This is a genomic window from Clostridium sp. CTA-17, from assembly GCF_054767895.1.
In genome coordinates this window covers 18,655-31,880 of the sequence record NZ_BAAABF010000011.1, presented here as the reverse complement: position 1 = coordinate 31,880, position 13,226 = coordinate 18,655, and the positions used below count along the sequence as shown (strand labels likewise).

11 protein-coding genes and 1 tRNA gene are annotated in these 13,226 nt (G+C 27.4%); 4 read left to right on the top strand and 8 right to left on the bottom strand.

What is annotated here, in order from left to right:
- Positions 1 to 163: 163 nt before the first annotated feature.
- Positions 164 to 240: transfer RNA gene (locus ACYUCG_RS13755), tRNA-Arg, on the bottom strand.
- Between the two features lie 189 nt (positions 241 to 429).
- On the opposite strand from ACYUCG_RS13755, the gene ACYUCG_RS13750 reads away from it, so the two are divergent.
- A complete protein-coding gene (locus ACYUCG_RS13750) occupies positions 430 to 1,305 on the top strand; it encodes a DegV family protein (protein WP_139934265.1) in 876 nt (291 codons plus the stop codon).
- 105 nt (positions 1,306 to 1,410) lie between these two features.
- On the opposite strand, the gene pepT is transcribed toward ACYUCG_RS13750, so the two are convergent.
- Complete coding sequence (gene pepT / locus ACYUCG_RS13745; RefSeq protein ID WP_460268764.1) at positions 1,411 to 2,631, bottom strand: peptidase T; 1,221 nt, start codon at positions 2,629 to 2,631, stop codon at positions 1,411 to 1,413.
- Between the two features lie 192 nt (positions 2,632 to 2,823).
- Between pepT and ACYUCG_RS13740 the strand changes: the two genes are divergently transcribed.
- The gene (locus ACYUCG_RS13740; protein WP_460268763.1) at positions 2,824 to 3,984 is read left to right on the top strand and encodes a L,D-transpeptidase; all 1,161 of its coding nucleotides are present in this window, start codon (positions 2,824 to 2,826) and stop codon (positions 3,982 to 3,984) included.
- A gap of 131 nt (positions 3,985 to 4,115) precedes the next feature.
- Here ACYUCG_RS13740 and ACYUCG_RS13735 read toward each other — a convergent pair whose 3' ends face one another.
- The 5 genes from ACYUCG_RS13735 to ACYUCG_RS13715 all read right to left on the bottom strand — a co-directional run bounded on the left by ACYUCG_RS13735 (position 4,116) and on the right by ACYUCG_RS13715 (position 9,031).
- A complete protein-coding gene (locus tag ACYUCG_RS13735) occupies positions 4,116 to 4,454 on the bottom strand; it encodes a PTS lactose/cellobiose transporter subunit IIA (RefSeq protein ID WP_415319740.1) in 339 nt (112 codons plus the stop codon).
- Positions 4,455 to 4,671: 217 nt separating this feature from the next.
- Positions 4,672 to 6,372, bottom strand: a complete 1,701-nt coding sequence (locus ACYUCG_RS13730) for a family 16 glycosylhydrolase (protein WP_460268762.1) — start codon at positions 6,370 to 6,372, stop codon at positions 4,672 to 4,674.
- Between the two features lie 69 nt (positions 6,373 to 6,441).
- Complete coding sequence (locus ACYUCG_RS13725; protein ID WP_415319738.1) at positions 6,442 to 6,759, bottom strand: PTS sugar transporter subunit IIB; 318 nt, start codon at positions 6,757 to 6,759, stop codon at positions 6,442 to 6,444.
- Positions 6,760 to 6,783: 24 nt separating this feature from the next.
- Positions 6,784 to 7,683, bottom strand: coding sequence for a DUF7916 family protein (locus ACYUCG_RS13720; RefSeq protein ID WP_004456755.1), 900 nt, complete (start codon positions 7,681 to 7,683; stop codon positions 6,784 to 6,786).
- Between the two features lie 52 nt (positions 7,684 to 7,735).
- Entirely contained in the window at positions 7,736 to 9,031 is a 1,296-nt protein-coding gene (locus ACYUCG_RS13715; RefSeq protein WP_415319737.1) for a PTS sugar transporter subunit IIC, read from the bottom strand.
- Between the two features lie 525 nt (positions 9,032 to 9,556).
- On the opposite strand from ACYUCG_RS13715, the gene ACYUCG_RS13710 reads away from it, so the two are divergent.
- Positions 9,557 to 10,729 (top strand): ROK family transcriptional regulator, encoded by a 1,173-nt coding sequence (locus tag ACYUCG_RS13710; protein WP_415319736.1) that lies wholly within the window; start codon positions 9,557 to 9,559, stop codon positions 10,727 to 10,729.
- A 112-nt stretch (positions 10,730 to 10,841) separates the two neighbouring features.
- Here ACYUCG_RS13710 and ACYUCG_RS13705 read toward each other — a convergent pair whose 3' ends face one another.
- Entirely contained in the window at positions 10,842 to 11,834 is a 993-nt protein-coding gene (locus ACYUCG_RS13705) for a 3'-5' exoribonuclease YhaM family protein (RefSeq protein WP_415294635.1), read from the bottom strand.
- A gap of 115 nt (positions 11,835 to 11,949) precedes the next feature.
- On the opposite strand from ACYUCG_RS13705, the gene ACYUCG_RS13700 reads away from it, so the two are divergent.
- Entirely contained in the window at positions 11,950 to 13,218 is a 1,269-nt protein-coding gene (locus tag ACYUCG_RS13700; protein WP_060795568.1) for a CCA tRNA nucleotidyltransferase, read from the top strand.
- Positions 13,219 to 13,226 lie beyond the last annotated feature (8 nt).

The following is a 13,226-nucleotide window of genomic DNA, read 5'->3' as shown; positions in this document are numbered from 1 at the left end:
TATTTTAATTTTTATATTTAACTTTATAAGTTATATACTTTTCAAAATATATCTTTTTCTCTCTACCCTAGTTAAATTCTATAATTTATTATAACCCTATTATATTCTCTATTTAAAAAATTGCATAAAAATAAGGGTTACAAAAACTTGTAACCCTTAAAATTGGTGCGGCGAAGAGGATTCGAACCCCCGACCAATCGGTTCGTAGCCGACTACTCTATCCAGCTGAGCTACCACCGCATATTAACAGACTTATAATATCATATATTCATTAATAAATCAAGATATTCCATATTATTCCCAAAGCTTAAATTATTATTAAATATTTTATTTATGGGCAATTCTTGTGTTATACGCCCTAGATATTTTTTACATTAAATATTATACTTATTTAGAATAACTCTATTAAGAAAAGGAGGAAAATTTATTTTGAAAAAATTTGTTTTATTTACTGATTCGGCAGCTGATCTGCCAAAAAGCATGGTAAAAGATTTAGATATTAATTATTTAGGACTTATATGTAATATTAATAATACAGAATACATTGACAATATTGATAGCGAATTAACTCCAAAAGCTTTCTATAATAAATTAAGAGAAGGAGTTATGCCATCAACAAGTCAAATAAACTCATTCAGATTTGTTGAAGCCTTTGAAGAATATGTTAAACAAGATATATCTATTCTATATTTAGCATTTTCATCAGCTCTAAGCGGAACATATAATAGTTCACTTATAGCTAGAGAGGAATTATTAGAAAAATATCCTGATGCTGATATAAAGATAATAGATACTAGAGCTGCTTGCTTAGGCCAAGGATTACTAGTTTATTATGCTGCTCAAATGAAGAAGGATGGAAAGTCTATAGATGAAATCTACTCTTGGGTAGAAGAAAACAAAAATAAGTTATGTCATTACTTTACTGTAGATAGCCTAGATCATTTAAAAAGAGGTGGAAGAATTTCATCTACAGCAGCAGCTATTGGTAGTTTATTAAGTATAAAACCAATGCTATATGTAAATGATGCAGGAGAACTTCATAACTTTGCTAAGGCTAAAGGAAGAAAAAAATCTTTAAAAATGTTATTCCAAGAGCTTGAAAAGCGTATTGTAAACCCTGATGAACAAACAATTTTTATAGCTCACAGTGATTGTGTTGAAGATGCAGAGACTTTAGCAGAAATGATTAGAGAAAAATATCCTGTAAAAGACATACTTATAGATTATATAGGAATAGTTATAGGTTCTCACACAGGTATAGGAACATTAGCTGTCTTCTTTTTAGGGGATACAAAAGAACCTTAATAAAGTAAGTTTATTATAAATTATTAAAATAAATTAAAAGTTAAAACCTATAAATATATTTTGATTAATTATCTAAATATATTTATAGGTTTATTTTATTTACTCTTATTTTTCAGCATAGATTTTTATTATGTTTAGTATTACTTCAACAGCTTTTTCCATTGAATTTATTGATATATATTCATATCTTCCATGGAAGTTTTCTCCGCCAGTAAATAGATTTGGTGTTGGTAGTCCCATAAATGATAATCTTGCTCCATCAGTACCTCCTCTTATAGGATTTTTGATTGGCTCAATTCCACATAGCTTCATTGCTTTTTCAGCAGTTTCTACAATATGCATTCTAGGTTCTATCATTTCCTTCATGTTCATGTATTGGTCTTTTAAAGTTACTGTAACAGTACCTTCTCCATACTTTTTATTTAATTCATTAGCTATTTCATTAAATCTTTCTTTTCTATTTTTAAAGCCTTCTTTATCAAAATCTCTTATTATAAATGATAATGAAGTTTTTTCTACTTCACCTTGTATATCTAATAAGAATGAGAACCCTTCATATCCTTCTGTTTTTTCTGGAACTTCATCTAAAGGAAGCATAGAAACAAATTCATGAGCAACTAAAATAGAGTTAATCATTTTTCCTTTAGCACTTCCTGGGTGAACATTTTTACCTATTATTTCAACCTTAGCACTTGCAGCATTAAAGTTTTCATATTCTAATTCACCTATTCTTCCACCATCTAATGTATAAGCAAAATCTGCTCCAAAGCCTTCAACATCAAAGTGATCTGCTCCTTCTCCAATTTCTTCATCTGGAGTAAATCCTATTTTAATATCACCATGTTTTATTTCTGGATGTTTTATTAAATATTCAATAGCTGTTACTATTTCCGCTATTCCAGCTTTATCATCAGCGCCTAAAAGAGTAGTTCCATCAGTAGTTATTAAAGTTTGTCCTTTATACATTGGAAGCTCTGGTGAAAAGCTTGGTGATAATGTATATCCATTTCCAAGTTCAATATCTTTACCATCATAATTTTCAACAATTTTAGGATTAACATTTTTTCCACTCATATCTGGTGCAGTATCCATATGTGAAATAAATCCTATTTTCGGAATATCCTTATTACAATTGCTCTTTAAGCAAGCATATACATATCCTTCTTCGCTTATTCTTACTTCATCTACTCCGATTTCCTTTAGTTCTTCTGCAAGCATTTTTCCTAGTTCTAATTGACCCTTTGTACTAGGAGTAACCCTTGTTGTCTCATCTGATTTAGTATCTACTTTTACATATTCTAAAAACCTTTCATGAACTTTCTTCATGCTCAACACCACCTTACATAAAAATTGTTAATATTCTGTTAAAACCATTACTTTATACTAATATTATGACTGTTTCACAAAAAAAATACAATAGTTGTCATTTATTAATGAGTAAAAATACCCTATAATGATTAATGTTGGTATTATTGTCCATAATTAAGGTAAATTACTAAATTTAAATAGAGGTAAAAAATGAAAAACAAAAAACTTTTAATTTCAATTTCTTCAACAATATTAATATTATTAATTATAATTGTTGCATACTTTATATTGTCATTCTCAAACAACTTAAACAAATTTAAAGAGGATTTAGCATTAAATAATTATGAAGCTGCCTCCAATTGTTTTAATAATGGGACAAAGAATATTATATTAAGAAAAACTTTTCTTAAATCATCAGATAATGTAATCATAGAAAAATTATCAGAAATAGAAAATGATTATTATTCTGGAGATATATCTGAAGAAGAAACTGTAGAAGATTTAAATGGACTATTATCCTTAAATACGTCTAATGAGGAAATTTTAAATTTTAAAAATACACTTCCTCTAATAAAAAATTCAAAGGATTCCTTTGATATTGGAATTTCTAAGCTAGATGAAGAAAATTATTTAGAAGCTTTAAACTACTTTAAAAGTGTACATAATCTTTCAGATTGTAAAGCTCAAGCACTAGAATATGAAGAAACTTGCTTAGATAAAATAAGAGAACCTATTTTAGAAACTGTAGATGAATATATATCTAATGAAAAATATTCAAAAGGAATAGAATATTTAGATTCTAAAATAAATTCTCTACCTGATGATCCAAAATTACAGAAAAAAAGAGATGAATTAGAAAATCTTAGATTGGAGCATCTTGAAGCTTATAGCCAAAAGAATATAGATAAAGCCACAGCTAGAACTGCTCCAGTTATGGAATATTATAAAAAATTAAATGAAGATACAATAAATCAATTTGATATAACTAGTAACACTAATTATTTGGTTTTTGTAAATATAGCTGAACAAAAAACTTATGTATATGAAGGCTCAAAAAATGATTGGACTTTAGCTAAGACATTTACATGTTCAACTGGTATTGAAGGAAAGGAAACTCCTGTAGGAGTATTTACTGTACAAAATAGAGCTCCTTGGTTTTTCTCACCTAAATACGGACAAGGTGGAAAATACTATGTTCAATTTATGGGTAACTATTTATTTCACTCAATCCCATTTGATTCTGATAAAACTACAATATCAGATCCAACCTTAGGGGTACCAGCTTCCCACGGATGCATAAGATTATCAGTTGAAGATTCTAAATGGCTATATGATAATGTAAAAAATGGTTCAAAAATAATAATATACTAAAATGTTCTATTAATTTTAATATATTTTTATAAAACCATTATATAAGAAGAAGTATGGATTAATTTAATAAACCATACTTCTTCTTATATTGTTAAAATTACTTTAGCTTAACAACTTTAATTTAAATTCTATTATTTTATACTATTCTTTTCAATATCTGAAATTCTCTCATACATATTTATAAATTCTTTAGCTAAATCAGTAAAAGTTATTGCATTCATTAAATGATCTTGCCCATGTACCATTAATAATGAAACTATTGTTTCATTTCCTTTTGCTTCTTCGCTTAATAATTCTGTTTGAGAATTATGAGCTTTTGATAATGAAGATTCTGCATCTAAAATCTTAGTATTAGCTAATTCAAATTCACCATTTTTAGCAGCTTGTATAGCCTCAATAGCATTGCTTTTAGCATCTCCACCATACATAATTAAGTTCATAATAACTTCTAGATTTTTTTGATTTTCCACTAACAACAACTCCCTAAATTAATTTAATAATTCCCTATAAAAATCTTAACTCTAGATTAAATACTATTTCTATTATCTATTTATCCTTTTCTAAGTCTAAACTACGTTTCTTTATAAGAAGATTATATCCTTTTCTATCAAACTTATAATTTTGCTTTCCATCTGGTATACCTTTATCATCTAATTTTAAATATTTTGGTAATGCAGTATAATATAGTTAATATTTACCAGCTGGTAAATTAGCTAAACTAGTAAGATCATTCTTGCCTGTACACACTAAATCTACACTAGTAATAGGGTCTTCACTTGTAGCACTTTTTTCCTTATCTCCAAATTGTGGATAATCAGTTATTGAGAAATCAACACTTGCATTATTACTAACTTTTACATTAGATAATAAATCAGTATCACCTTCATAAATAACAATATCTTTTGCCTCTTCTATTTTAGGCGAAGATTTATAATATTCTTCAGCATCTTCTTTTTGTTGATTATTTTGTGCATAATAAACATAATCTATAGCATATTGAGATTCTAATTTTCCTCCTAAATCTGTAGCAACTTTTCCTGGCCATGCTCCTCCCATTGCTAAATTCATTTGAATATAGTGTGGTCTATCTAATGCTTTAGAAGCTACTGGGTTATTTTTGTAATCAACAGTAGCAACTATATCATTGTCTACATACCATTGGATTTTTCCCTTTGACCAATCAACTCCAAATATATGATAATCATCATAAAAATCATCATCAATTTTATAACTAGTTCCACCTAATTTTTGATATGTATTATCATCTGATGTATCTGCTGTATGAATTGTTTGATATACAGTTTTATTTCCGTTCCCATTTTCTCTAGAACCTATTAATTCCATAATATCAATTTCACCACATCTAGCCCATCCATACCCTTGTGATTTACTTATATCCCCATCAAGAGTAAAATCTGATCCCAATGTCCAAAATGCAGGAAATACCCCCTGTCCCTTAGGTAATTTAGCTTTCATTTCAATACGTCCATATAAAAATTCTTGCTTTCCATGTGTTCTAATACTTCCTGAGTTATAAATAACTTTTCTCTCATCATTTGTACCTTTAGAACGAGGATTAATATATTGAAGATCTTTTGGTCTATCAGTTGCCTGTAAAACTAATTCTCCACCACTTTCATTATCTCTAATAAAAACATTTTCTTTATCGTTTACATAGTGTTGTTGCTCTATTCCACGAATTGATCCTAATTCATACTCCCACTTAGATTCATCTAACTCTTTATTATTAAAGTCATCAGCCCATATAATTTTATAATCATTATTTTCGGCTTCTGAATTATTCTCCTCTAAATATATATCATCTACATAGACTTGTCCTTCATAAATAGGCCCCATATTACTCTCTGTCCACTTCATAACACTAAGAGCAATTTCTTTGTTATTTCCACTGTTAAATTCTAATTTTATGTCCTGATACTTCCAATCATAACTTTCATCATAATTAACAGTAACTTCAGCATTATTAATTAATGAACTTAAGTCTGGTGTCTTTACATTAAAAAATGCTTTTCCACCTTTTTTAGCAACTAATACTTTAGCCCTAGCGACATATTTAGTATTAGGTTTTACATTTATAATTTGATAAATAACAGAATCTTTAGTATTGATAGGTAATAATCCAAATTTATCTCCTGTTGCCGCTGCATTTTCATAATTTGAAACTTGAGCCTCTCCTTTAGTTTTCCAATATTGAGATCCATTTTCAAAACTACTATTTTTAATTAAATTCTTATTTAATTTTACCAAATCATATTGCGTTCTTATATTATTTTTTTCTTGAGTTAATGATTTTACCGTAACATTAGTTCCTACGAGAACCATCACTGTACATACTGTAATAAAACTTAATATTTTATTTTTTTTCATAACTCACCTCTAAAACTTTTATTTTTACCCCTTATATCTTCTAATTTAAAATTATATATAAAAACTTTTTTACTGATTTAATAAATTAATAGCTTGATCTAATACCCTCTCCCCATTCATCATTCCATAGTCAACCATTGGTATAATATCTAATGCAAAATTGTACTGCTCAACTTTTTCTTCAAATTTTGATTTCATAAAACGTACTTGAGGTCCTAAAAGTAATACATCTATTTTTTTACTCTCTAAATAATTATCCGCTTCTCCAGATGAGACAGCAAATATATCCGCTTCAATTCCTTTATTTTCAGCAGCCTTTTTCATTTTTTCTACCATTAAACTAGTGCTCATACCAGCAGCACATACTAACATAATTGTTACTTTCATATTTCTCAATCCTTTCTTATTACATTAACGATTAATTGAACGAGCAATCATTGATACAGTATGACGAACTCCACGAATTGCTTTACTAATAGCAAATATATTTTCAAATGGTGCTAATCCACCATAACCAGCATCCCCAATATGCTGAATATCTGCTCCACAAATTTTATTTCTTATTGCAATCTGTTTTATAGTATCCTCATCAGAACTTTCTTGACTAGTACCAATTGCAGTTAATACAAGAGCACCTTTACTATGAGCAACTTTAACAATTTCCTTTAATTCGCTATCATCAAATCCAGGTACTGTCCCAACTGCAGGCACTAATATAATATCTGCTCCAGCTTCTATAAATCTCTCAACAGCCTTTATATCGGCAACAGGTTCATTGACCCCTGCTCCATGCATCTTACCTGCAATTATAAGTCCTGAAAAATTTTCTTTAGCTAAACTAATTGTTTTTTCTATTTGTAAATTAGTAACTCCTGTTCCTGGATTTCCAGTAAAGCAAACAAAGTCCATACCAAGCTTTTCAATTTCATTAATTGTTTCAAGAGTAGCTTGTCTACCTTTACTTATAGTATAAATGTCTTCAGACATATCTGCACTTAAATCTACAGGTTCTAAATTAACTCCAATTGGACGTCCTACCAAACGATGTAATTCATCAACAAATGAACCCTCTTTTACATCTAACCCAAAAACTTTTGGATTTAAAACATCTAGACAATTAAGCAAAATTAAATCCGCTCCAAAAGCTCTAGCAATTTCAGAATTAGTAATATCACCTATAAATGATTCTCTAATAACCACATTTTCTGAAATTATAGTTCTTCCCTCACTAGCTTTAATACTTTGTTTTAATTCAGCAGCATTCATTTTTAATATTTCTGAAGCATTTGAACTAATCAATCTTTTTCCCATAATTATTATCTCCAATCTCTTTTTTTAATTAACCATAAATTTATATAATAATTTAATTATTCTGTACTGACTCTAATTCTAAATTTCTTTTTTCTACTACTTTATAAAATCCCCAATAAATTAATATATCAACAATTATCAATATAATCTGCAAAATAGATCCACTTATATGACCTCCAGTTGTAAGAAATCCACTAATAATAGGAGGCATTGTCCATGAAACCGCAATTCCTGTTGTTTTAGCAACAAGTCCCGATGCCATAGCTGAGTATGATATTATTGCGTTAGCTATTGGTGCTAAAATAAATGGTATTAATAATGAAAAGTTCATTACTACTGGTAATCCAAACATAGTCGGCTCATTTATATTAAATATTCCAGGTGCTAAAGTTAATGGAGCCATAGCTTTTGTTACTTTACTTGCTCGTTTTTTTCTAGCAATGACAGCAATAACAATTACTAATCCAATTGTGGCTCCACCACCACCAATATACACAAAATTATCCATAAACTGAGATGTAATAATATTAGGTAAATTAGCAGTATTATCTGCTTGGAATAATAATCTATTTGCATCCGAATTAATCAACCAAATTGGACTAAGAATACTATTTACAATATTTCCACCATGTATTCCAACAAACCATAATAAACTATTTAATAATATCGCAAAGATTGTCCCAAATATATTATTTCCAAGTAATCCCAAAGGCCCCCCTAAAACTATCATCATTAAATCATGTATATTTCCTATGTTAATAATTTCAAGAATCACGAAAATTATTAACCATAAAGTTATAATAACTGAGCCAGGAATAAGTGCACTAAAACTTCTAGCTACTGCTGGCGGTACTGAATCTGGTAATTTAATTTGAATATTTCGTTTTATAAATTCTTTAAAAATCAAAGCAGAAATTATACCAACTATCATAGCGACAAATAATCCTTTACTTCCCATATATCCAATTGGAATTCCTGCACCAGATTCACCCGAAATAAAAGGAGTTACAACAATAAAGGATGATAAGGAAATAACACCTGCTGATATACCATCTACGTTATATTGACGTGATAAACTATTAGCAACTCCAAAACTAGTTATTAACCCCATTAATCCAAAACTACTATCTACTCCCTTCAATAGATAAGATTCAATTCCTATAGATGCTAACCAATCAGTCCATGCTTTTATTGGGAAACTAGCTATTACAAGAAATAATGAACCAATAATGATAAGAGGCATACTTAATGTAATACCATCACGTATTGAAATTAGTATTTTGTTAGATCCTATTTTAGCTGCAATAGGTAACATCTTTGTTTCTAAAAAAGACTCATTTTTCTTCATAAACTTTTCAACCCCCTAATTTTAATAATAAATTATAAATAATAAATAATTATATCATATAAAACATTTACATTGTTATATTTTATAATCATTAAATATATAATATATCAATTTTATCTAAATGTAAATGTTTTTTTGTATTTTTTAATTATATTTTATAATAAATATACTTTATTAATTTAAGAGAGAACTACTAATTTATTTATATAATTTTATATTAAACTCAATAATTTATCTCATACTAATATTTTTATTATTTTCTTTTTGTATATTAGTTAATAAATTATATTTTATAATTTATTATTAAGAGTTATAATTGATAGGAATGAAATTTCATTATTATACTTAATTACGCTTATAAATTTGTTTATATTGCATCCATAAAAAGGTATATAATATTTTTATAACTAACTATTTATAAATGTAAATAGTTATATTGTATTTTATTTTTTATAATTTATAAATAATTAATTAAATCCTATTTATAAAATTTATTTTAATATATTAAAATAGAGGAGATTATACATGAAACTTACAAAAAAGCAGCAAGAATTAAGATTTAAAATATTAGATAAAATTTATTCTAAAGGTCCTATTTCTAGAATTGAAATTTCAAAGGAAACAGGTATTACTCCAGCAACGGTTAGCGAAATAACCTATAATATGATTAATGAAAAGCTTGTTCATGAAGTAGGAGAAGATTTATCACCACAAAATAAATCTGGTAGAAAAAAAATATTATTAGATATTACTTCGAACCATAGCTTCTATATAGGTTCTGAATTATCAACAAAGTATATTTCGTTTTGCCTTGCCAATAATACTGGTGAAATACTAAAGAAAAATGTTATTGAATTAAACACATTAACAGAATCTTTTTATATTTATAAATTAAATGAATTTATTGAGTCTTGTAAAAAATATAAACCTCAGGCTATTGGTATTGCTCTTCCTGGTCATTTTGATCAAAAAAATAAATCCATAATTACTAATAATCCATTTTGGAAAAGTTTCAATTTAAAAGAGCTATTTAAAACTATTAAATTACCAATTTATTTTGAAAATAATGTTAAATGCATGACATTAGCTGAAAGATTATTTGGTAGTAACAATAACAATGATAATTTTATATTCTTTCATATAAGTAGAGGAATGTTTTGCTCATATATGTATAATGGAAAGCTTTATGCAGAAAATAATTTTCTAGTAGGGGAAATAGGACATATAGTTGTTCATCCAAATGGTGAATTATGTGGATGTGGTAAAAGAGGTTGTCTCCAAACTTACGGAAGTGAATCTTGTATTATAAAGAAATCTCAAATACTATTTGATAATTCAAATAATACTTACCTAAAACAATTAGTTTCTTCAAGAGATGAGATAACAATAGAAACTATATTAAAAGCATATAAATTGGGAGATGAAGGAGTAATAACAATACTTAACTCCGCTATTAGATATATATCAATTACCATAAATAATTTAGCTATGATAATTGATTCAGATAAAGTAATAATTCATAGTGAACTGTTTAATGAACCACTATTAGTAGACTTACTAAAAGAATCTTTAAATCAAAATATTAATTTATTATCAGATAATGAAAGACAAAATTTTATAATAAAAAAATATCACGATTTTAATGGTTGTTTAGCTGCTACTGCTCTTTGTGTGTCAAAGTATCTACTAATGAATTAAATTATTTAAATCACTGAAATATTAATGATTCCTATTAAATAAAAAAATATTAAAATCTCAATAAAAATCTTAAGTAAATAATTAAAAAAACAGCTCATTATGAGCTGTTTTTTTAATTATTTTTTTCATACATTCCGTGATTATATATTCTTCTACTATCTAAAGACCAAATTCTTTCTGAGAATTCATTTTCCTTAGTTTCCTTAATTGCCTTTTTCATATCGTACATTCTAGCATCCATTACATCTAAATAATGTAACATCTCAGCTTCTGGTATAAGAGGCTTAACAGGACTTCCGTATTCAGGCTCATAGTGATGTGATAAGACCATATGTTGAAGTAACATTATAATCTTGCTATCTGCATTAACTTCTTTTCCTATTACCTCAATTTCCTTTATTCCTTGAGTAATATGCCCAAGTAAAGTTCCTTCTAAAGTATATTCATCCACTATTCCCATTTCATTAGAAGACATCTCTTTGATTTTGGCCATATCATGAAGTATTACCCCTGCATAAACTAAATCTCTGTTTAAGAAATCATATATTCCACAAATATTATCAGCTAACTTTAACATAGTTGTTATGTGATATAAAAGTCCACCCTTTATAGAGTGATGATTTGACTTTGCTGCTGGATAGTACATAAGTTTATCCTTATTAATCTCTAAAACTCTATTTAGAATATTTTTTATATCCACATCATTCACATTATCAACAGTGTCTTTTATAGTATTAAACATTTCATCGCTAGTATATGGCGCACTCTGAACAAAATCATCTAAGTTTATATTATCTTCTTCAGTAACTTTGCTAGCCTGTTCTACCTTTAACTGTAAAGTTCCCTGCCAACTATTCACCGTACCTCTAATCTTAAATACTGTATTGCTTTTTAATTCTTCATGCTCAGGTTTAATCTCCCATACTTTACCTAATATATCACCAGTTTTATCACTTAAAACTAAATCTAAATATTTTTTTCCACCAGAATTAGTAGTTTTTAAAGTAACTGATTTTAAAAGAAAAAAACCTTCGACTCTTTCTCCTTTAACGAACTCACCTATTTTTTTTACCGGTATTTCCATAAGTCTATCCTTTCTTTCCATTTTAATCTCTATTTTAATTATTGCATATTATTATTTTTTGTAAACAAATAAGTACTCTATTTATAGCTAAAATGTATATTAATTGATAAAATAACTACTAGGAGGTGACATGTTAATGAAATTACCTAACAATGTCCAATATATCTTAGAGAAATTTGACTCTAATGGTTTTGAAGCCTTTATAGTTGGTGGTTGTGTAAGAGATTCTTTATTAAATAAAAAACCTCAAGATTATGATATTACAACCAATGCATTCCCTGAAAAAATAGAAGAGCTTTTTGATAAAACTATTCCTACTGGTATTAAACATGGAACAGTAACAGTTTTAATCGATAAAAATCCTTATGAAGTAACTACTTATAGAGTAGATGGGGAATATTTAAATAATAGAAAACCTAAAGACGTAAAGTTCGTTTCTAATATAGAAGAAGATTTATCAAGAAGAGATTTTACTATAAATGCAATGGCATATAGCCCATATTTAGGATTTAAGGATTGTTTTAATGGAAAAGAAGATCTAAAAAACAAATTAATAAGATGCGTTGGAGATCCTGATAAACGCTTCTCTGAAGATGCCTTAAGAATGCTTAGAGCAATTAGATTTAGTTGTCAATTAAACTTTAAAATAGAAAAATTAACTGCTGAATCTATAAGAAAGAATTTTAAATTAATAAAAAATATAAGCATGGAAAGAATTCAAAGCGAATTCACTAAAATCATTCTAAGCAATGATCCTGATAGAGGTCTTATGCTTCTTAGAAAGCTAGGATTTTCTGACTTTTTAGTTGAGGAATTTAAGAATTTAAAACTAATAAATTGCTATGATTTATATGATGATATTCATGATACTTATGGATTAATAAATTCACTTCCTAAAAAGCTTCATGTGAGATTAGCAGGATTATTCTATAAGGTTTTTAATTCTGAAAATGCAGTTGAGAAGTGCAGAACTATATTAAAGAAACTTAAATATGATAATAATACAATAAATGATACTTGCAATTTAGTAGAAAATATAAATAGTATTTCATGTAATATGACAAGAAAAAAACTAAAACTACTTATAAATTCAGTTGGAACTGAAAATATCTTTGATTTATTAGATTTACAAAAATCATATCTATCTTACATGGATGAATATGATACTGAATGTATAGATATATTAAAAAACAGAGTTTCTGATATATTAGCTTCAAAGGAACCCCTATTTATTAAGGACTTAGCCATAACAGGAAATGATTTAATTACTGAACTTAACTATAAACCTGGAAAAAATATAGGTGTTATATTAAATTTTCTTCTTGAAAATGTAATGCAAACACCAGAGTTAAACAATAAGGAAGACTTACTAAACCTTAGTAAGCAATTTTATTCATATAATTAAATTTATCT